Annotated in this window: 24 protein-coding genes, 1 tRNA gene and 1 pseudogene; 18 read left to right on the forward strand and 8 right to left on the reverse strand. The window is 37.3% G+C overall.

Translation table 11 applies throughout. The features are described 5' to 3' along the window. Positions 1-78 precede the first annotated feature (78 nt). From NSS97_RS06700 to NSS97_RS06750, 11 genes and pseudogenes are all read left to right on the forward strand, one after another. Positions 79-675, forward strand: a complete 597-nt coding sequence (locus tag NSS97_RS06700; protein WP_002126039.1) for a hypothetical protein — start codon at positions 79-81, stop codon at positions 673-675. Between the two features lie 400 nt (positions 676-1,075). Further along, on the forward strand, positions 1,076-1,324 hold the full coding sequence (locus tag NSS97_RS06705) for a polyprotein (protein ID WP_341111989.1): 249 nt from the start codon (positions 1,076-1,078) through the stop codon (positions 1,322-1,324). Positions 1,325-3,240: 1,916 nt separating this feature from the next. Continuing rightward, positions 3,241-4,221, forward strand: coding sequence for a MarR family transcriptional regulator (locus tag NSS97_RS06710; protein WP_341111991.1), 981 nt, complete (start codon positions 3,241-3,243; stop codon positions 4,219-4,221). 138 nt (positions 4,222-4,359) lie between these two features. Further along, positions 4,360-4,686 carry a BRO-N domain-containing protein gene (locus NSS97_RS06715; RefSeq protein WP_341111994.1) on the forward strand — a complete coding sequence of 109 codons (327 nt, stop codon included), beginning with the start codon at positions 4,360-4,362 and terminating at the stop codon, positions 4,684-4,686. A 1,032-nt stretch (positions 4,687-5,718) separates the two neighbouring features. Next, positions 5,719-6,615 carry a phage major capsid protein gene (locus tag NSS97_RS06720; protein WP_341111996.1) on the forward strand — a complete coding sequence of 299 codons (897 nt, stop codon included), beginning with the start codon at positions 5,719-5,721 and terminating at the stop codon, positions 6,613-6,615. 66 nt (positions 6,616-6,681) lie between these two features. Then, on the forward strand, positions 6,682-7,269 hold the full coding sequence (locus tag NSS97_RS06725) for a hypothetical protein (RefSeq protein ID WP_341111999.1): 588 nt from the start codon (positions 6,682-6,684) through the stop codon (positions 7,267-7,269). Beyond that, positions 7,266-7,463, forward strand: coding sequence for a hypothetical protein (locus tag NSS97_RS06730; protein ID WP_341112002.1), 198 nt, complete (start codon positions 7,266-7,268; stop codon positions 7,461-7,463). The genes NSS97_RS06725 and NSS97_RS06730 overlap by 4 nt, the downstream gene beginning before the upstream one ends. A 1-nt stretch (position 7,464) precedes the next feature. Next, positions 7,465-7,935 (forward strand): hypothetical protein, encoded by a 471-nt coding sequence (locus NSS97_RS06735; RefSeq protein ID WP_341112006.1) that lies wholly within the window; start codon positions 7,465-7,467, stop codon positions 7,933-7,935. Positions 7,936-7,957: 22 nt separating this feature from the next. After that, entirely contained in the window at positions 7,958-8,149 is a 192-nt protein-coding gene (locus NSS97_RS06740) for a hypothetical protein (protein ID WP_341112008.1), read from the forward strand. Positions 8,150-8,365: 216 nt separating this feature from the next. Then, positions 8,366-8,551, forward strand: a pseudogene (locus tag NSS97_RS06745) (Rha family transcriptional regulator); the annotation flags it as partial. Between the two features lie 145 nt (positions 8,552-8,696). After that, positions 8,697-9,116 carry a BRO family protein gene (locus NSS97_RS06750; protein WP_341112009.1) on the forward strand — a complete coding sequence of 140 codons (420 nt, stop codon included), beginning with the start codon at positions 8,697-8,699 and terminating at the stop codon, positions 9,114-9,116. Here NSS97_RS06750 and NSS97_RS06755 read toward each other — a convergent pair. From NSS97_RS06755 to NSS97_RS06780, 6 genes are all read right to left on the reverse strand, one after another. Then, positions 9,067-9,657: a BRO-N domain-containing protein gene (locus NSS97_RS06755; protein WP_341112011.1), complete on the reverse strand. Its 591-nt coding sequence runs from the start codon at positions 9,655-9,657 to the stop codon at positions 9,067-9,069. The genes NSS97_RS06750 and NSS97_RS06755 overlap by 50 nt on opposite strands. Further along, positions 9,651-9,872, reverse strand: coding sequence for a hypothetical protein (locus NSS97_RS06760; RefSeq protein ID WP_341112014.1), 222 nt, complete (start codon positions 9,870-9,872; stop codon positions 9,651-9,653). Before NSS97_RS06760 ends, NSS97_RS06755 begins: the two co-directional genes overlap by 7 nt. 105 nt (positions 9,873-9,977) lie before the next feature. Beyond that, complete coding sequence (locus NSS97_RS06765; RefSeq protein ID WP_341112016.1) at positions 9,978-10,760, reverse strand: helix-turn-helix domain-containing protein; 783 nt, start codon at positions 10,758-10,760, stop codon at positions 9,978-9,980. 158 nt (positions 10,761-10,918) lie between these two features. After that, positions 10,919-11,839 carry a tyrosine-type recombinase/integrase gene (locus tag NSS97_RS06770; protein ID WP_341112018.1) on the reverse strand — a complete coding sequence of 307 codons (921 nt, stop codon included), beginning with the start codon at positions 11,837-11,839 and terminating at the stop codon, positions 10,919-10,921. A 173-nt stretch (positions 11,840-12,012) separates the two neighbouring features. Beyond that, a tRNA-Val gene (locus NSS97_RS06775) sits at positions 12,013-12,085 on the reverse strand. Between the two features lie 186 nt (positions 12,086-12,271). Beyond that, positions 12,272-12,496: a hypothetical protein gene (locus NSS97_RS06780; RefSeq protein ID WP_044437851.1), complete on the reverse strand. Its 225-nt coding sequence runs from the start codon at positions 12,494-12,496 to the stop codon at positions 12,272-12,274. A gap of 283 nt (positions 12,497-12,779) precedes the next feature. On the opposite strand from NSS97_RS06780, the gene NSS97_RS06785 reads away from it, so the two are divergent. The 6 genes from NSS97_RS06785 (at position 12,780) to calY (ending at position 17,909) form a co-directional block, all read left to right on the forward strand. Continuing rightward, a complete protein-coding gene (locus NSS97_RS06785; protein WP_002135051.1) occupies positions 12,780-13,007 on the forward strand; it encodes a hypothetical protein in 228 nt (75 codons plus the stop codon). Between the two features lie 153 nt (positions 13,008-13,160). Continuing rightward, entirely contained in the window at positions 13,161-14,447 is a 1,287-nt protein-coding gene (locus tag NSS97_RS06790; RefSeq protein WP_107886985.1) for a serine hydrolase, read from the forward strand. Positions 14,448-14,644: 197 nt separating this feature from the next. Further along, positions 14,645-15,214 (forward strand): signal peptidase I SipW, encoded by a 570-nt coding sequence (sipW, locus tag NSS97_RS06795; protein ID WP_002064334.1) that lies wholly within the window; start codon positions 14,645-14,647, stop codon positions 15,212-15,214. Between the two features lie 74 nt (positions 15,215-15,288). Then, positions 15,289-15,876, forward strand: a complete 588-nt coding sequence (locus tag NSS97_RS06800; RefSeq protein WP_341112021.1) for a CalY family protein — start codon at positions 15,289-15,291, stop codon at positions 15,874-15,876. Positions 15,877-16,037: 161 nt separating this feature from the next. Next, positions 16,038-16,871 carry a DUF4047 domain-containing protein gene (locus NSS97_RS06805; RefSeq protein WP_078422193.1) on the forward strand — a complete coding sequence of 278 codons (834 nt, stop codon included), beginning with the start codon at positions 16,038-16,040 and terminating at the stop codon, positions 16,869-16,871. Positions 16,872-17,315: 444 nt separating this feature from the next. Further along, positions 17,316-17,909 (forward strand): biofilm matrix protein CalY, encoded by a 594-nt coding sequence (gene calY, locus NSS97_RS06810; RefSeq protein WP_002030430.1) that lies wholly within the window; start codon positions 17,316-17,318, stop codon positions 17,907-17,909. Positions 17,910-17,991: 82 nt separating this feature from the next. Here the strand turns inward: calY and NSS97_RS06815 are convergent, their stop codons facing one another. Together NSS97_RS06815 and NSS97_RS06820 are read right to left on the reverse strand one after the other, a co-directional pair. Further along, positions 17,992-18,315, reverse strand: a complete 324-nt coding sequence (locus tag NSS97_RS06815; protein ID WP_002030429.1) for a helix-turn-helix domain-containing protein — start codon at positions 18,313-18,315, stop codon at positions 17,992-17,994. A 79-nt stretch (positions 18,316-18,394) separates the two neighbouring features. Then, positions 18,395-18,529, reverse strand: a complete 135-nt coding sequence (locus NSS97_RS06820) for an anti-repressor SinI family protein (RefSeq protein WP_002011474.1) — start codon at positions 18,527-18,529, stop codon at positions 18,395-18,397. 342 nt (positions 18,530-18,871) lie between these two features. Between NSS97_RS06820 and inhA1 the strand changes: the two genes are divergently transcribed. After that, a complete protein-coding gene (gene inhA1 / locus NSS97_RS06825; protein ID WP_107886984.1) occupies positions 18,872-21,259 on the forward strand; it encodes a M6 family metalloprotease immune inhibitor InhA1 in 2,388 nt (795 codons plus the stop codon). The last annotated feature ends 97 nt before the right edge of the window (positions 21,260-21,356 follow it).

Consider the following 21,356-nt stretch of genomic DNA (forward strand, 5'->3'; position numbering starts at 1 on the left):
ACTAAAAAATGTTTGTAATGTCAGTTTCATACTATTGTATAATGCTGACTTACTAGAAAAGATAAGAGGAGAATGAACGTGAAAAAGATACAGAAATTATTGCTGTTAATGATGGTAGTAGGATTGACAGTAGGTGTTTTAGCAGGGTGTGCAAATCCGAAAGATACTACAGAAGAATTTTTAACAGCGATACAAAAAGGTGATGTAGAAAAGGCTCGTACATTTGTTGAGAGTGACAAGGAATTTAATAAACTAAATGAAAAAACAGATGATGCTGAGGCAAAAGCAATGCTGAGTGCAATTACGAAAAACTTTAAATTTGAAAAGCCAGAAGAAGTATCGAAAAAGGATGACAAAGCAGAAGTGAAAGTGAAAATTACATCTGCTGATCTATCCGTTGCTGTAACAAAAGCAGTGGGAGAAGTTATGCCAATGGCCTTTGCTAGTGCTTTTAGCGAAGACAAAGAACAATCTGAAAAAGCAATCGAAAAAACAATGACATCAACTATCGTCAAAAACTTAGCGGATAAAGATGCAGCAATGGCAACTCGCGAAGTTACATTGAACTTAAAGAAAAACAAAGATGGCGACTATAAAATCGTTGCTGATGATAACTTGAAAGAAGTATTATTTGCCAATGCGAAGTCTTTGGAGAAGATGTTTGGTGGGAAGTGATTAACTGGTAAGATTTTTAGTTTTTATAAGAAGTGCCTTGGATAAAAAAAGACACGATATCACCTAGTAGGTTGATATCGTGTCTTTTTTTATGACCCCGGAGAGGTTCGAACTCACGACCTCCACCCTGTCAAGGGAACTTCCCAGTGAACTGTAGAGGTTTGGGATCAGTAAAACTTATATGCATCAAGGCTCTCGAGTTATTATCCTCATTGAGAACCACTTCAGTTAGAGTTTCTTATGGAAAATAATAAAGTAGTTTTAATATTTAGTCAACCCTCTTTTGCTACGACCTCCACAGTTTTAACTTTTGAGTTAACGTTCTCAAGGGTGGTATTGATAGGGAAAACTTGGGAATAAATAGAATAACTATTTATGAGAACTAAGAGGAGGAATTATAATGTTCGGATGGTTTAAGAAGAGGGTTAACTGGCACGATAATCTAGATCAGGCAGCTATTGAGTTCTACATTGGTGACGATAGAGTCGTTCTCATAGGTGCTGATGCAAGGAACTTTGTAGCTAACTTTAATAAGAAATACAAAACTCTATATGTTGAAAATAAATTAACTGGAATGAATATACGGTTCAAGGTGTACCACGTGGGTACCTACAAGAGAACAACTTATAAAGTAGCAACTGGGAGGTGATACTAAATAGCAAAACCCCCACCTCGATGGACTGACTTTCCCTACACTAGGATATCGAATAGTATTCACCCCATCAGCTACTACCCAGTAGTTATCCTCCCTCATATGTACTGTATGAGATAGTGCATAACCAACCGACTAAACCCTGTAGGTACAACGACGGGATGGTATATCTATACAGCACTATACAGCCGTACTCATAGTGATAATTATGCATTATATACCCATACAGGTAACCTATCCCTTGTGGCTCTAAGGCTCACCTCTTGGATGTAACTAATGCGGTTACTTATTATAAGATATGTTATGTTAACAAGGTAGGTGATACCTGTTATGCTATCTATCTCTACTGAGTATGGCTAAGTAGTACGCAATGTACCCATAAGAATGACCTCACAGGAGTCTATCTAAGTGTATCTAATGAGATAGCAACCATTTGTACTACTCCATAGGATAAGGCCTCATAAAGGGAAGCCTGATAAGCCTCAGAGGTATCTTAGTGAGTTTGCTTCTCGTGTCTGGCTCGTTAGGTGATCAAGTAGGTCAGCTCCCTCGAATATTAGAAAGTATAGGGGGGTTCTCCCACTCGGTAGTTGCCAAATGTAGTAGAAATATAGTAGGAAAATCGCCCCCTAGGTTCTATTTTAGTAGGGGTCATTTTGCCACTTACTAAAATCTCTCTAATTTCTTTGCCATCTTAGTTTTGCCTCCTCGTATTTATTTAAAATATTTATCTCCCAAAGTTGAACTTGTCGTTATCACCTCCAGAGATCGGCTACCTCAGGTATTACTCAGGGACTATGCTCAACATAGGTCGTCCTTATAAGGTATTTAAATATATTCATATATGAGATGGTAACCCCTAGAGTCGGCAACCTACTTGTATATACCTGTGAGTTATCCTATCTCGTATCACTACCCGAGTTAACTAGTGAGACTGATACAAACCAGTAACATGTAGGAATTGATACCTAAGTTACACAACAGTCCTCCTTAGATGTTAATACTGAGGAGTGAAATACACGTAATGTGCCATAAAGCACTACACAAGTTTTACAATATACTAAAAAGAGTTAACTCGATAGGTACCACTTGATAGAAATACCTAATTAGGAATAACCAATAGGTAATCATAGAGAAAGAAAAATAAAAAAGGTCTATAAGAGGAGTAGCTCTAAGAGTAACCTATCAAGTAGTAACTATCCGATGAATCGGAAAGAATAACCCTGATAGGATAAACTAAGAGATGCCAGCTCATATAGGTATTAGGTATTAAATGATTTTAAAACAATAACCATGAGGAAGCAGATATAGAGGTTAAGCTATCAGGTTGTACTAGCCGAGAATCGGCAGAGAATCCTTGATAGTAAATCTATATAGATTCCCCGTCTCAGGTTTTGTATTTATTGTTTTGAGAAAGTAGAATCTAATTAGGAATATCCCAGGAGGCAGCCAATCAGGTTTGTCTCCTTTTGTTATGCCTAACGAGGACGGACAAAGGAGTTTGCCTCCAAAGGTAAAACTCATAGGTTGCTGGAGAGATAGCCTAGTAGGGTTGTCTAAGAGTAAAGAAGGGTTTACAAGCCGAAACAGGCTCAATCCCTTGGGGGAGTAAGGCTGAAGCCTATTTGAATCGACGCATTTTTTTTACACTTTTGGAAGAATCGACGCATTTTTTTTACAGGTTTTATTGTATAGTGTGCTATTAGGATATATCTATACGGATACTATATGTAGTTTGTAACACAAAAGTAACATACTAAATATTGAATATCTATTGAAATTGAGGCCTATATATGGTAAAATATAGGTATCCGGTAAAACGAAATCAAGAAACCTATAGAGAGAAAAAACAGGCTTTCTCGTGGACTGACTACCCACTGAGGGAGCCAAAACTATTTATAGGAGGAATATTCATGAGTAAACGAATTGGAACACTTTTAGGAGCTGGAAAGATTAACTTTGAGGACATTAGGTACAAGCCATACCCTCAATTAAGCCCAGCTGAGATGGACTATCTCGCTAAACTACATGTAGAAAACGGAGGTGGAAAAGTAACCACTGGAGCACAATTGGAACAACAAAAGAAATACAGTGAGAAGAAAGCTAATCAGGATAGTAAACATTTTAGCATGCAAATACTAGAAAGATATGAAGCTTTGCAGGAAAATCTAACATTACAACAACATGGATTACTTTTGTATTTATCAACATGTATGAGACTCAGCAAAAAGAACGAGTCAGGTAAGAAAAAAGGACAACTCTATGATGGAAGAGGAAACCGAGTTAGCGTATCACTATTAGTAAAACAACTAAATAAAACACGATCTCAGATAAACAGAATTATCTCAGAGTTAGAATTGAATGGAGCTATTACTCGAGTAGCCGAGGGAAAGACAACCTATATAGATATGACTGAAATGTTTTATGTCTGTGGTAAACTCGAGGAAGATTATAAAACAGTTAAACTATTTAAGGCTCACCTCCACGACAAGGCACAGGAGCTACCTTTGAACGCTCTAGGATTATTCGCTCGATTGCTAACATATATGAGCTGGACGACAAATCTAATTGTAGAGAATCCTGATGAGCAGGACACTAGCGAGCTTGTACTATTAAAGCGATCTCACTTGGTTGACCTGTTAGGACTATCAAAACCAACTGTAAATAAACTTATGGGAGAATTAAACCGAGCTAGATTGATTGTAGAGGTTAAAACTATAACGGATGCTATCTGTTTAGATCCCAAAGCAGTAAGCAGACAAGCTAAGAAGATAACTTTCGAGGAGCTTCTTGACAATATCGAGGAAGCTTCTCTTTCTGTAATTAACTTTAAGGCAAACAAAAAGGCTGTAACCTTTGCAGAGGCACAACCTATAAATGTAATAGCTATGTAGTTTTAAACTTGGTAGGCATTGTAGTGCCTACCTCTATATTATCAGATAACTTGTGAGAATGCAAGTACTTTATTGATAAACTGAGGAGGAGCTGGCCTAACAGGTTGGCTCTTTTTGTTTGTCTAAGGGGGAATATTAATGAGTAACTTAACAGTCGTACACCAACAAGAAGTTTTAGGTCAAGGATTCAGGGTTTATGGATCTATTGAGGAACCGATTTTTTTAGCAAAAGATGTAGCTGAGTGGATTGAATATCCAAACGGAAACATAACTAACATGCTAAGAAGTGTCGATGAAGACGAAAAGCTGAAATTAAAATTCTTAATCTCAGGTCAAAATAGGGATACAATGTTTTTGACTGAAGAGGGTATCTACGAAGTTATCATGCAGTCACGAAAACCAATCGCCAAACAGTGGAAAAGGGAAGTAAAGAAAATCGGATCGAACGGACTAGATTTAATCTAGGTCTACTGGGTTACCTGAGAAGGGTAGCTCCTTTTAAAACCTTCTAATTGGAGGTTTTGTTTTTTACCTGATGGCGTTATATATCTATCTGACTATTGTTATTTATAAGGGAATAAATTAGCACACACTACGGTCCCCTTACTATAGTTATGTAGGCAGTTAACACATTAGTTAACTAATCGTGTTCTTTCCTATACTCCAGTTACTCATAGTATCGTCCCCCTTTAGTCTTGCTGAGAACGGAAAACTCAGCAGGGCACCCTTTTTAGCATTGCATTACCTACTGAGTCCTCCAGAGAACGTTCACTTCCTCAGTAGGTAATGGAGTGTTAAACTCCAGTGTTGAACCTAAGATTAAATCTGACATGTATTTAACCTCCTGTGGATGGTGATGGGGATCACCTACATAGGCTACCTCACTAGCCTTCAGCCAGCTGGTGGGGTCTTCTTTTTAATTAACTACTCTGTAGTACAGAGTATCATATATAGATAAACGAAAGAGGAGTGATTGTATGCCAATCAAGTTTAGTAACGAAGAGTTAGATATCAAGTTAGCAATGAATCAGGCTACACGAGAACGCTATAAAGCTTACAAGGAGAGAGTAGGTTGTACTAACTCAGCGTTTGCATCTCGTGTAGGATTCTCTAGAACGATTATCCAGAGATGGATGAATGGCTCATTTGATTTCTCTCAGCAGAGTTGTGAACATATGCAGTTCTATATGAGTTGTATTCATGACAAGTTGGAGGACATCAAAGGGTGATAGCAATGTAGCAATAACGAGCTGGCAACTGCTGAAGGTACTAGCTACTGGAGGTTTCCGTTCTCGTAGTTGTTACAAAGAGAAATACTGTTAGGTTTTCCTCCTCCTGGGGTTTTCCTAACAAGTATGTCTTTTTGTAATGGCTTAGCTACTGGGTAGCACTATTTCGTCATTACCAACCCCAGCGGAGACCGTACTCTTGCGGTTATCCCAACAAATCAACTAAATGGATATATCTTCACATGAGGATATACGAGGAGGAACACACATGGGATATGATTTAACACTTGGTAACCATCCAGCTCTTAAAAAGATTATGGCTCCACGTATTCGTGAGCTATCAGAGAAACGCTTTGTTGCTGATGCTTTACTAATGAAGACTACAGCAGATGCTCTAGCAGTTAAGTACTTTAAGGATGCTGAAGGTTACGGAGCTTACGAGGAAGTGCCCGAAGTAGGTGAAGGCTCAGGATTCAAACGTATTGGCCTATCTGAGGAAGCTCGCTTAGAGATGATCCGTAAATACGGTTTAGAATTTACGTACTCTTATGAGATGCAACGATGGGGTTCAGCTGGACAGTTTGAGAAAGCTTTCCGTAAGTTGTCTAACTCAGTAGTGGCCATGGTGAATAATTTAGTTTATGACAAACTACATGCAGCAGCTACAGCAGGTAACGGCAACCTAGTTAACAAGACAGACAAGTTCTGGGATGCTCCTATCATGGCACCTACAGCAGGACAGGCAGTACCTCCAACAGGTGCAGATAACATGATCGCTGACATTGTAGCGGCTAAAAAGGTTGCTAAGTCTAAAGGGTACAAGCTAGACACGATGGTAATCGGCATCGACGTTGAGGCTGTCTTACTATCTAGTAAATCTGTTCGTGATGCTCTAAGCAAGAATAACGAGGACGTATCCTTCTTAGAGGGCTACCTTGGAGACTTCTTAGGCTTATCAGTTATCGTCGATGAGAACTACCCAGGAGACCAGGCTTTACTAGTAGAGCGTAACATCGTAGGTGAGATTGCTGATGCTGAACCTCTTAAGTCTAGCACGTATAACCATGAGGAAGACATGACTACAATTGGTCGAGTTACTCGCTTCACTACAGCATATGTAACTGACGAGTCAGCGTTATTCCTAATCAAGAACGTTATCGCTTAATCTAATAACTAGGAGCTTGCCTACTCGGTGGGCTCCTTTTTTTATTATCCATAAGAGGTGAAACATATGAATTACAAAATAGAGAGATTCAACGAGTCAGGGAAGCTACAGGAGTCTTCTAGCTCTAGTGGTAAAGACTTGCTAAAAGATGCAATCTTATTCGAGGCAGGCACCCACAGAGGAAAAGAATACACTGTAGATCACCTACAGGCGCTTGCTAGCTCGTTTAACATTGAGGATAGCGTACCAGTACAGCTTGACCACTCAGAGAGCGCAAAGGACACTGTAGGCTTCCTCGAGTCGGTATACGTGAAAGGTAATCAGCTACTAGGTAAGCTACGTGTTATCGAGGAGTTCGCAAAGGAGAAAGTCTCCAAAGGCCTTATGAAGAAGGTGTCCATCTCGTTTTATACAGACAAACAGGGCAACCCTAATAGGATTCGAGAAGTAAGCCTAGTAGCATTTCCGCAGCTCAAGGGGGCTACCTTGTTTAGAGAGGGTGCAAGATGCACCTCACCTCAGCATACACCTGAGGAGGTCTACAAGGCTTTCAAATTAGTACTGGATGCTGTCTCTCGGGAGGAGCAGGACTTAGAGAAAGAACTACAGCAATATAAAGAATCATTGGGATTAACTAGGAGGCGGACTATATGAACAAAGTTAAGATTGTAACTATTTCAGGTGGCACATTAGAGGTTTCCCTATCAGATGACAAGCTACAAGAGTTTAAAGCTTGGCTAGAAAGTGAATCCAGCTCACTGTTTACTATAGAGGTAGACGACAAGAAGGAAATTAATCTAACATGCGTATCAGTATTACTGTTTAGCGTGACTAAGGAGGGTAACTAATATGGGACACTTTAAATCAGAGGAGTCAAAGGCACGAGCTGTAGCAGGACTAACACACCATACTGGCCCGAAAACTCCAGAAGGAAAAGCGAAGGCATTAAAGAATCTAACTCCAGGGAATTACGTCCACGGTATCTACACAAAGACGTTCAGAGAGGAATGGAATCCTGAGGAGCAAGCATACTATAACGACTTCATGGATCATTACCAAGAGGAGTATGAACTTAGCAAAATGGATATTGACATGCTAGACCGCTATCTCGTGGCAATGATTAAGACGAGAAGGGTAGACTCTGTGGGGATGAAGTACGCATTAAACCGTCCAGCTAGTATGATTAACTTTGACCAGGAAGCGGTAAGAATGGCACAGGAGCTGGGCTTGTCGAGACGTTATAGACTAAGCAAAGGTAACTCTGAAAACAAATCAGAGGTTGACCTGTCAGTGTTGTTTGACGGTATGAACGAGCAGTAATAAACCTAGAGGGGGAATGTTTATGAAGGCTTACAAGTGTTTCGTGAGATGGTCTAATGGTAACAATGAGTACCTGTCAGAGTTTACTGTAGAGACGAAGAACTCTGAGAGCTGGCTATATGAGGATATAGCTAAGAGTTACAATAATCAATTTAGGTACTTGCTAGATGGACGACTAATAGGAATTGAAATAGAGGAGATAGCTGATGTATAAAATATATATATCAGGTGGATGTACGTGTGGGTGTATGGATCACTATTCTGGTTCATCGTATTTCTGCTCATGTAGGATATCCTAAAAGTACAATACCGAGATAGCATATTCTGAGGAGATTAACTTTCCCTAGTTGATACTAGGTAGGGCTAACTCTGTAGAATATGCTATCTCGGTATTTTTTGTACACAACAAAAGACACGATCATTTAATTAGAGACATGATCACTTAATCAGGGATATTGATAATTACGTAAGTGTTTTGACTCAAAACCCAAAATTGGGGTCTGATAATTTCTTCGTAGAAACGACTTATACAGCTGGAACTGGAAAGAAATACAAGAGCTACCTTCTAACTCGTAAGGGTTGCGATATGGTAGCGAACAAGATGACTGGTGAGAAACATGATAATTTAGTTAGAGATATTGATAACTACATCAATGTTACTATTACTTCAGTATTACCATAATAAGTCAAGAAAGTAAATGTTTACATAAATAGAGAAACAGCCATATAATTAAAAGAAATACTATCGAGGGGGAGTTGTAGTGTTCGATATTATAAAATCGGAGTTTGGGGATTTGAGAACTCAAAAGGTCAATGGTGTTGAATGGTTTGTTGCAAGCGATATTTGTAGAATGATAGATTATAAAAACCCTTCGGATGTGTTCAAAAAGGTTGATCCTAAGGAGCTAAAAAGGGTTAGGGAGGCTACAGGGAATAAACTGTTAATTGCAACATCTACAGGGTTAGAGCAATTTTTTGAGACTAATAAGCGCTCCAAGAAAGAGGATTTTAAGCGTGTAAGGGAGTGGGCTTTTGAGGCTAATATTATTCAAAATTACGAGAGGGACGAAAAGGTAGTGAATAATGTTCACACCCTTGGAGGGTGTTTGCTTCAGATGAGTTTAGTAAACGTCAAGCTCTTGAGACTAATGGTAAACTACAGTTTTCAACTATGGAGGTAATTAGATAACTTGTTAATAAGTGCAAAGAGGACATCAGGAGATGTTGAAAAGGGTGCCGATTAAAACGACACCCTCTAGAGATTTCTAGACCTCTCAAGTCTAACACCATAGCCTTCTTAACTTCTTCGGAGAAACTCGGGAAGTGACTGTGAATAAATTCTTCCTCACGGTCAACCTGTACGTGTCCTCCGTTGAGACGAATATTCTTTAGGATTTTCTTTACTTCTTTTTTCCACTGTTTGGCTATTGGCTTGCGGGAAAGCATTAATAATTCATAGATGCCTTCCTCTGTTACAAATGTAACATCTCTTCTTTGACCTGCACTAAACATTGTTTCGACCAGCTTTTCGTCCTCGTCTACACTTTTAAGCATCATAGTTAAATTACTGTGTTCAATCCACTCAGCCACATCCTTCGCCAAAAATAACGGGCTCTCGATAGTTCCATAAACTTTAAAAGGTTGCCCTAAAACTTCTTGCTGGTGAATTACTTGTAAACTATGAATGTTAATCTGTATAAATTGAACCTGTGGAGTTAACAATCTTCCTCAGTTAATTCATCTAAATCAAAACTAAGAGTTTTAGAGATTTTGCCAGCTCGTAAGATAACCACGTATGTAGAGCCTAGTTGTAATGTATCTACTTTGCAAATTTTATTAGTGATACGAGATAGTGAGTCTTGGAAGTTAGATACCAGAGTGTCGATTTCCTCCATAATGATATCTAAATTAGTTGGTTGAATAGTATTTGTTGTCATAAAAAATCTCTCCCTTTAGTTTTTATTTGTTTACACGAGATAGGACAGCACCAGTTAGCGGGGATTAATACTTATCAGTAATAACAGTGCGTAGTTCTCCTTAGATTAATCTTGTAGGAAATTGAAAAATTTATTCTTCAGCTTTCTTTGCTCAACAGACATCATCTTTGCGAGAACGCCAAATAGGTAACCTTTGAAGTCTTTTCTAATCTTGTTCATCTTCAGAGCAAATACAGCTTGTTTAAACGCAGAAATCGCCACCTCAGTTGTATCAATTAAATCGGGTGCATACTTGTTTGTAGCCAATTTAACTTTCCCCCACATAGCATAGATTTCCTTAGCTGTATCAAAGAAAGGGGATACTGTTTTGATAAATTCCATTGGTACACATGAGTTAGCCAAATAAGATACATCTAACGCATCCAGCTCAATAGGTGCGCTATTACGTATCTTTAATTCTTTAGAGCTTTTAGCTTTAAGTGTAATGGCTTCTTCCCTGTGAGATGGCTCGTCAGGTTGCTCAGGAGTAGGCTCTACAGCTTCCTTACAAGATGCCAGCTCATGGTGACGCTCAAAAGGATTAATTACACAGATAAATGCTGAGTAGCCACCCTTAACAGGTTTGAATTGTTCAATGCGAGTAATGATACCTAGCTCGCTAAAATGTTTGAGGGCACGCTGAATTGTACGTTTAGAGTATCCTGTTAGATCTGCTAACGTATTATTTTTTAAATATGAAACTCCTACAAATTTACACGAATAGTTTGATAGCTTTAGAAGTATTACTCGCTCGCTATCTTTTAAGTGGTATTCTTTTAGAGTAAAATCAATAGTTTTGTTCATCGCAGCTACTGAATCAAATGATATGTATTTTCGTAGTTCCTTCATTATAATGTTCCTCCTATATAATTAAGAAGGAACACCCCTTGAGCTAGTACCAATAAGCATGATACAATAGCAAACAAGAAAGCTCCTTCAGAGTTTTCCTCCAAGAGAGAGCCCTGTCTGGTCGCCAAACTAAGAGCAGGGTTCTCTTTTTATTTGTCTTAAATCTCAAGTGAATTAAGTGGATTAAACTTATCGTTTTGTTCTTTCAAGGCAGTTCCCCAAAGAGCAAGATACCTCTCAGTCATTCTTAAACTGCTATGTCTCAGCATTCTTTGGAGAGTGAAAACATCCATACCAGCCATTAAGCAACGATGAGCAAAAGTGTGACGGAAAGTATGAGCCGATAAGCGAACATCAGTAAAGTTCATTACCGCTTTGAGTCGTTTAAATATGAGTTTGATACCATTAGGTGTAAGCTGAGTACCTTCCCGAGTAGTAAAGACGTACTCAGGGGTTTTACCTAGCTCACGTCCTGCAAACACCTTGTACTCACAAAACTCTTTTACAAGCTTGTCCGTGAGAGGGACAGTCTGCTGCTTACGAGCTTTACCGAATAGGGTTACTGTTTGGTTTACCAAGTCCAATTCACTCCATTTAATGTTAATAAGCTCTCCTAACCTTGAGCCAGTTCCTAAAAGGAAAACTATAATAGTGTGATCTCGATAAGCGTAGAAGCTTTTATTCCTTGCTTTCAGTCTCCTATAGTAGCGAAGCATCTGTTTGATATGCTCATCTTGGAATACCTCTATCTTGATTTCCTCTTTAGCCAGTTTCATTTTACGAATAGGGTTTTCTTTCTCAGTGATAATCTCCTCATGTTGTAAATAGTTAAAGAAAATCTTTAAGTGATGAAGCTTTGTGTTTCTTGTTACTACATTGTTTTTTCTTGTTCGTTGGCAATACATGAGATAGCTCTTAACAGTTGCTTCTCTAATATCTCGTGTATCTATCAGTTCTCTCTCAGAGCAGAAGATCTGGAACTCATGCATGGTAGCCATATAAGATTGAATTGTACGAGGGGACAGATTAGCGAACTCTTTTTCCTCCTTGAAATCCTTCATAGCAAACTTAAGTAGCATTTTCTTTTCAGTCCTTTCTCAGTTTTATGGAAACAAAAAAAAGAGGACTACCCCTTAGCCAGCTGGTTTGCTGACTAGAAGTAGTCCTCTGTTAACTTGTGGTGTCTGATGGAGACCTCCACAGTTTTAGCTTTTGAGAATACCCTCTCAAGCCTTGATACTATTAGGTTTTATGACCCCGGAGAGGTTCGAACTCACGACCTCCACCCTGTCAAGGTGGCGCTCTCCCTGCTGAGCTACGGGATCTTAAAAAATGCTTATGTAATAGCATCTTTAATCATTATGCTAAAGTAATTATATATAATTAACTGAAATTTTACAATATTTTTATAGTAAGTTTTTAAAGAGGTAGTCCAATATCAAATAGGTTTTATTTCAGAGGTATACTAGTATGTATGTTTTTATATTTAATAAATAGAAGATGCTGAAGTGTTATGATTTCCGATACCACTCCAAAGGACCCTCATCACTTAAATCAACAAGAAAAGGGAGTAAGAAGTGTAAAGGTAAGCTTATAAGTTCTGGCATAGCGTTCAATGTTTTCTTTGATAGATATTGTCTTTCGAAGCAATACGGACAATCTTTTTCAAATGTTACGAGTATCGACCATACATCTTTTACTTTCCACTTCGTTTTACAATATGTACAACGCGCCATGGAGTTCCTCCTCATTTTAAGGTGTTTTCTAATATATTCTATTTGATTGTACTAAAGTCAAGTGTAGTTAGTGTGATAGAATGTAAGTTGGTTTGTTTTTTTATATGGATGTCTTCCGTAATTTATGACTAAATGAATGTAGTGTGAGGGTCATATAATAAGAGATTTTCATTTTTAATATGCAAATTGGCCAATATATCCTTTTTACAATTTTCAAGAAATCATGTATAAAAGAAGTACAAGATATTTATAAATATTCAGGAGTAGAGGGAGAATAATTGTAATGGTAAGAAAAACGTTTAAGATGCGTGTGTCTAGAAATAGAACGATTTCGATTGATGGTTCGATTCTTGATGTGGATGTGACGCATGATGAGTTTTTACAAGAGTTCGTTGAGTGGGTCGATTCTAAAGGTTGGTCGTTTATGGGTATGACGGACGAGATTACGCCCGAAGAAGCTGGGCAAAAGTTAATAGATTCGTTGATTGATGAGAAGGATAAGAAAGAGTAATTCCTTCTTATTTTTTGTTGTATATTTATGTTCCTAATCGTAAAAGTGTGATATATTAAAAAAGTGAATATTCTTCCAAATTAATACAAATTACATATAGGTTGGTAGAGGTATTTTATAGAATGTGAAAGTAAAGGGAAAAGGGAGAGTCATATGGTAAATTTTAAGAAAATTTCGGTTTTTGTTATGGTTATTTGTTTATTTTTTTTGACACCTATGACGTTATATGCTGAGACGAATATTGGAGTAAATCCGGAGCAAGTGGCACCTCCACCTGCGGAAGGGCCGAATGTTTTTAGTCAGTTTGCGACTACGATTGATGCGAAAACAGGAGATATGTTGTACGACAAAAATGCACATCATCGTGCGTTCCCCGCTAGTATGACGAAAGTGTTAACGGCGATTTTACTGATGGAGCATACGAAGCCAGAGGATCAATTTACGTTTTCACAATTAGCATTAGATCAAGAGAAGAGTAATTATCAAATTGAGTTTCACCCTGGTGAGACTATTAATAGAAATACTGCACTTATGATTTTAATGGTGCTGAGTGCGAATGATGTGTCGTATGCGATTGCGGAGCATATTGGAGGAAGTGTTGAAAACTTCGCCAATATGATGAATGAAAGGGCGAAGCAATTAGGGGCTAAAGATAGTCATTTTGTAACGCCAAATGGATTGCATGATCCAAATCATTATACGACGCCATATGATATGGCCATGATTACGAGAGGTGTGCAAAAGTATCCTGAAATTTTACAAGCGATGAATACGAAAAGAACGACGGTTACGACATCTACGCAAACAGTTTCTATTTTTAATAAGTCTACTTATTTTGAAAATCCATATAGCATGGGTGGTAAGACAGGATTTACGAATGAAGCACGCAATACGCTCGTTTTATTAAATGAGAAGGATGGTAATCGTATTATAAATGTAGTAATGGCTTCTCAAAGACCTGAAATTTATGAAGATTTGAAGCAGATGGCGGAATATTCTTTTGGGCAATTTACGAAGCAAACTGTACTAGATAAACATAGTTGGCACCAAAAGGCAAAGTATTTAAATAAAGATGTTGATTCTGAGCTGGAAAAAAGTGCAGAGCTTATGCTAAAGAAAGATGAAGGGAAAAATATAAAAACGGCTTTTCGGGTTACTTCAGTGGATAAAGAATCTTTGTATCAAAAAGGAATTCATCGCGGTGAAGTAGTTGGTGCGGTAGATATTATAAAGAATAATCAAACGATTGCGACTATAAATGTTCTTTCAAAAGAAGATGTTACTTTTGCGATGCCTAAAAAAGATACAGTTGCACCTGAAGTAAAGGAATCGAATGTGAAAGTGATAAGTGTTGGAATAGGTGCGATTTTATTATTTGGAGCGATTTTATATGTAGTGCTGCGCCGAAATAACCAAGGGATGAAATCAGAAGAAAAATAAATTGCTAGTAGACCGTGATGAGATTTTGTCACGGTCTTTTTTGTATGCATTTCAAAAATGATTTAACTAATAATTGTAAATTTTCTTATTGCATTTCCAAATCGTTCGTTATATTATTTACTTGTGTTCTTGTTAGAGAACTAAAGTGGATATTGTATACTTCAAATAACATAAAACAACGGAGAGGGAGAGAGACGATGAAATTAATTTGGAAGGTGATTAGCAACGTTATCTCATTTGTTTTATTTGCGGTAATGGTTTGTTTAGCTTTTGTAGTTATTTCTTCAAAAGCGAGTGGCGGGGATCCAACAGTGATGGGATATCAATTTAAGAGCGTTCTTTCAGGATCGATGGAACCAACATTTTTAACAGGATCAATCATTGCGATAGAGCCAACGAAAGATGGTTCTAAATATAAAAAAGGTGATGTTATTACGTTTAAAGAGAAAGATGACAAAATTATCACTCACCGTATTATCGGTGTGAAAGATACAAATGGAAAAGTAATGTATGAAACAAAAGGGGATAACAACAACGGACCAGATTTAGCACCAGTACTTGCAGAGAATGTAATTGGAAAGTATGCAGATATTACAGTTCCATACGTTGGTTATGGACTGAATTATGCGAGTTCAAAAGCGGGAGCAGCATTACTTCTCATTATTCCTGGAGTCTTTTTACTTGGCTATTCCGCAATTTCTATTTTTGGCGCTATTCGTAGCATTGACGGAGAAAAGAAAGATAAAAAAGTAGAACAATCCGTCTAGTTCGTTTGGTTATACTTTCCGTTTAGGAAGTTAACAAATATATATATATATATATATATTAAGGGGAAATGGACATGACTTTAAAGAAAAAATTAGGAATGGGTATCGCATCAGCAGTATTAGGAGCAGCATTAGTTGGTGGAGGAACATTTGCATTCTTTAGCGATAAAGAAGTGTCAAATAATACATTTGCGGCTGGTACGCTTGATTTATCATTAAGTCCATCAACAGTTGTTAATGTATCGAATTTAAAACCTGGTGATACAATTGAAAAAGAATTTAAACTAGAAAATAAAGGCTCTTTAGATATTAAAAAGGTTCTATTAAAAACAGACTATAATGTAGAAGATACGAAGAAAGATAATAAAGATGATTTTGGTAAACATATTAAAGTAACATTCTTAAAAAATGTAGATAAGCATGAGACGATTGTGAAAGAAACTACATTAGATAAATTGAAGGGTGATACACTTACAGCAGTAAATAATGATTTAGCTGCTTGGTTCTGGGATGAAAAAGTTATTTCTGCAGGTAAATCTGATAAATTCAAAGTGAAATTTGAATTCGTTGATAATAAAAAAGACCAAAATGAATTCCAAGGCGATAAGTTACAATTAACTTGGACGTTTGATGCACAGCAAGGCGATGGTGAAACGAAATAATAATGACAACAAAAAGAGACTATCAAAAGTGGTAGTCTCTTTTTGTGTTAAAAGAGAAATGTAAAAAGAAACATAATTTTTATATCATTTTGTAATTCACTTTATTATAATAAAGGTATAGTTCTTGATAAAGAACAAGTTGTTCGATAGGAGAGATTAAAATGCTGAAGGCACCTCGCAAATTCAAAAAGATGCTTATATTGCCATGTTTGTGCTCTATTACTTTTTATTTAGGTTCTCAAATGATGACTTATACAGAGGCAGCTTTCATTCATGAGACGAAAGTGCAGGCAACAATTTCTACAGCAAGTATTTTTCCAAAAACAGTTGATCAGTTGACAGAACAAGCTAAGCAACATAAGGAAGTAATTTTGCATGAGTATGAAGAGATGAAATCGAAAGTAACTTTCACTTCCACTCAAGAATTAGAACAGGCGCTTGTTACGTGGAAGCAAGGACGTGAGAAAATTGTTACTGAGAGGGAACTGTTACAAAAGGTATATGCATCAATAGAAAATCCTTATAACAAAGTGAAAGAAGAGTTAAAGGGAAATAAAAGTGAATCTAATAAGCAAGTATTCTCGTATGTGAATGCTGGTTTTCATATAGTTAAAGAGCACTGTGAGTATGTTGATAAAGAGGTTAATTTACAGGTGATTGATAAACAAATTCAAGCTTTTGAAAAATTATTAGTAGATGAAACAGCAAAGCAAGTGAGTGAGGCTGAGAAGCAAAAGAAATTAGAAGAGGGTAAGAAGCAAGAAGAAGCGAAAAAGCTAGAAGAGAGCAAGAAACAAGAAGAGGCGAAAAAGTTAGAAGAGAGTAAGAAGCAAGAAGAAGCGAAAAAGCTAGAAGAGAGCAAGAAGCAGGAAGAGGCGAAAAAACTAGAAGAGAGTAAGAAGCAGGAAGAGGCGAAAAAACTAGAAGAGAGTAAGAAGCAAGAAGAGGCGAAAAAACTAGAAGAGAGTAAGAAGCAGGAAGAACAGAAGGAATAGTAAGTAAAATACAGCAGCATTTCGGAAGGAATAAATACAATGATAAGACAAATAGGTGAGAGAGCCTTACGACTCACCTATTTGCTTTGTTTTTCTTATTTCACTATTCGTGGGTATAGGTCTTCACCTAAAAATTTAACGAATGCGAGGAAGTTAGTTGGCAGCCCACCGCTTGGTGAAGGTTAATGATCAGTGGGGATGGACAGAAAAACTCTGATTAAAGTTTCACTTTATTTCTCAATACTTTTCTGAAAAAAAGGAAAAAATGTTGAGAAATAAAAATAATCAAAATATATATATTGTATTTATATAGTCTTGTTCGTTATAATGAACTTAAGGTTTTAAAAAAAGAACAAATATTAGCTAAGCTAATATAGTTTTAGTTACACCTCTTATTTTGAAATAAGAGATAAAAATACAAAAAACAGCTAGGGGGAATTGATTGTGAGTCTGAAAAAGAAATTAGGTATGGGAGTTGCATCAGCAGCATTGGGGTTATCTTTAATTGGTGGAGGAACATTCGCTTACTTTAGCGATAAAGAAGTATCAAACAATACATTTGCAGCTGGGACGTTAGATCTTACATTAAACCCTAAAACGCTTGTAGATATTAAAGATTTAAAACCAGGGGATTCTGTTAAGAAAGAGTTCTTATTAAAGAACGACGGTACGTTAGCAATTAAAGATGTTAAATTAGCGACAAAGTATACTGTGAAAGATGCAAAAGGTGATAATGCTGGTGAAGACTTCGGTAAGCATATTAAAGTGAAATTCCTTTGGAACTGGGATAAACAAAGCGAGCCTGTATATGAAACAACTTTAGCTGATTTACAAAATGCTGATCCAGATCTTTTAGCTAAAGACATCTTTGCTCCTGAGTGGGGAGAAAAAGGTGGCTTAGAAGCTGGTACAGAGGACTATCTATGGGTACAATTTGTATTCGAAGAGAATGGTCAAGATCAAAACAAATTCCAAGGCGATTCATTGAACTTAGAATGGACATTCAATGCTAACCAAACAGATGGAGAAGAAAAATAATAAATAAAAAAAGCGGGGGATTCCCCGCTTTTTTTTATAAAGAAAAAAAGAAGTGCCCGTTTTAAGCACTCTTTTATATGTATTATTGTTGATTTTTCTTCCATTGTGTAAATTCGAGAAATTCACGAAACTGTTCTTTTGAGACACCAGAGCTCATCGCATCTTTAACGAGCTGTGTCCATTCGGAGTCTAGGTGACCCTCCGTTGTTGTTTCATCGTGAAGTAAAGTATCAACTGGAATTTGTAGAACAGCTGCAATTTTTTCAAGAAACTGAATAGAAGGGTTTTTTTGTAAATTCCGTTCTATAGAACTAATGTAAGATTTAGCGACACCAGCTTTTTCGGCGAGTTCTGTTAATGAAATGCCTTTTTGTAAACGAAGGCGTTTTATACGTTCTCCTATCATATTTGCGCACCTTTCTATCAATATGTAGTCGTCTTATGATGTGATTATTATAACATAAACTTCGTTAAAAAGAACGAGGCTATTGAGCCTGGCTCGTATGCTTCATACGTTGAAAAAAGTGTTCAATATCTTGCAGGGCAATGCCAGCATCTAGAGCTTCAAGTATTAAATCAATCCATTCTTGATCTAGTGAGTCAGCCTTATCTTTGTACAAATGTAATTCCTCCCTAATTAGTGGTCATAATTGCTGCTACAGAATATATGATAATGCAATCGGATTTTGTATTTTATATAGTGAATTATCAAATATTTTGTAGATGAAACAAAGATAAAATCCCCATTAAATTCCCTCTATGGCGATTATAAAGTTTCTGACAAATATTTTCAATATTTTCCGAAAACATTGTTGAATTGTGATATATTCGTATGCTAACTATGAAATTTTTACAAATATATTAAAAAAATTACATAATATAACTAAATATTGAAAATATATTGAATTTTTAATAATATAAAGTATGTAATACATATTTTATATTAGGGGAGGCAATAAGGGATGAAAAAGAAACCATTTAAAGTGTTATCATCAATTGCTTTGACAGCTGTTCTAGGCTTGTCGTTTGGTGCTGGAAGCCAGTCTGTATATGCTGAAACGCCGGAGAACAAGACAGCTACAAGCCCAGTTGATGATCACTTAATCCCAGAAGAGAGATTAGCAAATGCGCTAAAAAAACGTGGGGTAATTGATTCATCTGCTTCAGGGACAGAAACAAAGAAAGCTGTCGAAAAGTATGTAGAGAAAAAGAAGGGTGAAAATCCTGGGAAAGAAGCGGCAAGTGGGGACCAACTTACGAAAGATGCATCTGACTTTTTAAAGAAAGTGAAAGATGCAAAGGCAGATACGAAAGAAAAATCAGAGCAGCCAGCAAACGGGACTACAGCAGGAACAGGTCCAGTTAGAGGAGGCTTAAATGGGAAAGTACCAACTTCACCTGCTAAGCAAAAAGGGTATAACGGTGAAGTTCGTAAAGATAAAGTACTTGTTTTACTTGTAGAGTACGCTGATTTCAAGCATAACAATATTGATAAAGAGCCTGGCTACATGTATTCTAACGATTTTAACAAAGAACATTATGAAAAAATGTTATTCGGTAATGAGCCATTCGCGTTAGAGGATGGAAGCAAAATCGAAACGTTTAAACAATATTACGAAGAGCAATCAGGTGGTAGTTACACAGTGGACGGAACAGTCACAAAATGGTTAACAGTTCCAGGTAAAGCTGCTGATTACGGTGCAGATGCTGGTACAGGTCATGATAATAAAGGACCAAAAGGACCACGTGATCTAGTAAAAGATGCATTAAAAGCGGCTGTAGATAGCGGACTTGATTTATCACAGTTTGATCAGTTCGATCAATATGATGTAAATGGTGATGGGAATCAAAATCAACCGGACGGTTTAATCGATCACTTAATGATTATTCATGCGGGTGTTGGACAAGAAGCTGGCGGTGGTAAATTAGGTGATGATGCAATTTGGTCACATCGCTGGACAGTTGGACCAAAACCATTCGCAATTGAAGGTACACAAGCGAAAGTTCCATATTGGGGCGGAAATATGGCAGCTTTCGACTACACAATTGAACCAGAAGATGGCGCGGTTGGTGTATTCGCACATGAATATGGCCATGATTTAGGTCTTCCAGATGAGTATGATACACAGTATAGCGGTGATGGTGAACCGGTTGAAGCTTGGTCTATTATGAGTGGCGGAAGCTGGGCTGGTAAAATCGCAGGAACAACGCCAACGAGTTTATCACCACAAAATAAAGAGTTTTTCCAAAAAACAATCGGTGGTAACTGGGCGAATATCGTAGAAGTAGATTACGAGAAATTAAATAAAGGTATCGGTCTTGCAACATACTTAGACCAAAGTGTTACGAAGTCAGATCGTCCAGGTCTGATTCGTGTTAACTTACCAGATAAAGATGTAAAAGGAATTCAGCCTGCATTTGGTAAACAGTATTACTACAGCACAAAAGGTGATGACCTTCATACAACGATGGAAACGCCACTATTCGATTTAACGAAAGCAACGACTGCAAAATTCGATTATAAGTCATTGTATGAAATCGAAGCAGAGTACGATTTCCTTGAAGTACAAGCTGTAACAGAAGATGGACAAAAAACGTTGATTGAAAGAATTGGTGAGAAAGCAAATAGTGGAAATGCAGCTACGACAAATGGAAAATGGATTGATAAATCATATGATTTAAGTCAGTTCAAAGGTAAGAAAGTGAAATTAACATTTGAGTACATTACGGATGGTGGTTTAGCGTTAAACGGATTTGCTCTTGATAATGCGTCATTAACAGTAGATGGTAAAGTTGCATTCTCTGATGATGCAGAAGGTACACCACAATTCAAATTGGACGGTTTCGTTGCATCTAACGGAATGGATAAGAAAAAGCATAACTACTATGTAGAGTGGAGAAACTATGCGGGTTCAGATAACGCATTGAAATTTGCTCGCGGTCCAGTATATAACACTGGTATGGTTGTATGGTATGCGGATTCAGCTTACACAGATAACTGGGTTGGCATACATCCAGGACATGGTTTCCTTGGTGTAGTTGACTCTCATCCAGAAGCAATTGCAGGAACTTTAAATGGCAAACCAACATTTACAAGCAGTACGCGATTCCAAATTGCTGATGCGGCGTTCTCATTCGACAAAACGCCAGCTTGGAAAGTTGTATCTCCAACGCGTGGAACATTCGTATACGATGGATTACCAGGGGTACCGAAGTTCGATGACTCTAAAAAGTATATTAATGAGCAGATTCCAGATGCAGGACGTATTTTACCGAAGCTTGGTCTGAAGTTTGAAGTAGTAGGACAAGCTGATGATAATTCTGCAGGTGCTGTTCGTTTATACCGTTAATACAGTAAAACTACCGGGAGATTTTCTTTCGGTAGTTTTTTGTGAGCAATGAATTTTATATAAAAGAAAAAATTATATATAATGTAATTTTACGAGT

The organism is Bacillus sp. FSL R12-0074 (assembly GCF_038005725.1).
Taxonomy (GTDB): Bacteria; Bacillota; Bacilli; order Bacillales; family Bacillaceae_G; genus Bacillus_A; species Bacillus_A mycoides.

What these genes read in the sequence shown, in the direction of transcription:
- NSS97_RS06730 (WP_341112002.1), top strand. Translation starts at nt 7,266, where the DNA reads ATGAACAAAGTTAAGATTGTAACTATTTCAGGTGGCACATTAGAGGTT.
- NSS97_RS06735 (WP_341112006.1), top strand. Translation starts at nt 7,465, where the DNA reads ATGGGACACTTTAAATCAGAGGAGTCAAAGGCACGAGCTGTAGCAGGA.
- NSS97_RS06740 (WP_341112008.1), top strand. Translation starts at nt 7,958, where the DNA reads ATGAAGGCTTACAAGTGTTTCGTGAGATGGTCTAATGGTAACAATGAG.
- NSS97_RS06720 (WP_341111996.1), top strand. Translation starts at nt 5,719, where the DNA reads ATGGGATATGATTTAACACTTGGTAACCATCCAGCTCTTAAAAAGATT.
- NSS97_RS06805 (WP_078422193.1), top strand. Translation starts at nt 16,038, where the DNA reads ATGCTGAAGGCACCTCGCAAATTCAAAAAGATGCTTATATTGCCATGT.
- NSS97_RS06725 (WP_341111999.1), top strand. Translation starts at nt 6,682, where the DNA reads ATGAATTACAAAATAGAGAGATTCAACGAGTCAGGGAAGCTACAGGAG.
- sipW (WP_002064334.1), top strand. Translation starts at nt 14,645, where the DNA reads ATGAAATTAATTTGGAAGGTGATTAGCAACGTTATCTCATTTGTTTTA.
- NSS97_RS06705 (WP_341111989.1), top strand. Translation starts at nt 1,076, where the DNA reads ATGTTCGGATGGTTTAAGAAGAGGGTTAACTGGCACGATAATCTAGAT.
- NSS97_RS06765 (WP_341112016.1), bottom strand. Translation starts at nt 10,760, where the DNA reads ATGAAGGAACTACGAAAATACATATCATTTGATTCAGTAGCTGCGATG.
- NSS97_RS06760 (WP_341112014.1), bottom strand. Translation starts at nt 9,872, where the DNA reads ATGACAACAAATACTATTCAACCAACTAATTTAGATATCATTATGGAG.
- NSS97_RS06715 (WP_341111994.1), top strand. Translation starts at nt 4,360, where the DNA reads ATGAGTAACTTAACAGTCGTACACCAACAAGAAGTTTTAGGTCAAGGA.
- NSS97_RS06710 (WP_341111991.1), top strand. Translation starts at nt 3,241, where the DNA reads ATGAGTAAACGAATTGGAACACTTTTAGGAGCTGGAAAGATTAACTTT.
- NSS97_RS06800 (WP_341112021.1), top strand. Translation starts at nt 15,289, where the DNA reads ATGACTTTAAAGAAAAAATTAGGAATGGGTATCGCATCAGCAGTATTA.
- NSS97_RS06770 (WP_341112018.1), bottom strand. Translation starts at nt 11,839, where the DNA reads ATGCTACTTAAGTTTGCTATGAAGGATTTCAAGGAGGAAAAAGAGTTC.
- NSS97_RS06790 (WP_107886985.1), top strand. Translation starts at nt 13,161, where the DNA reads ATGGTAAATTTTAAGAAAATTTCGGTTTTTGTTATGGTTATTTGTTTA.
- inhA1 (WP_107886984.1), top strand. Translation starts at nt 18,872, where the DNA reads ATGAAAAAGAAACCATTTAAAGTGTTATCATCAATTGCTTTGACAGCT.
- NSS97_RS06785 (WP_002135051.1), top strand. Translation starts at nt 12,780, where the DNA reads ATGGTAAGAAAAACGTTTAAGATGCGTGTGTCTAGAAATAGAACGATT.
- NSS97_RS06780 (WP_044437851.1), bottom strand. Translation starts at nt 12,496, where the DNA reads ATGGCGCGTTGTACATATTGTAAAACGAAGTGGAAAGTAAAAGATGTA.
- NSS97_RS06815 (WP_002030429.1), bottom strand. Translation starts at nt 18,315, where the DNA reads ATGATAGGAGAACGTATAAAACGCCTTCGTTTACAAAAAGGCATTTCA.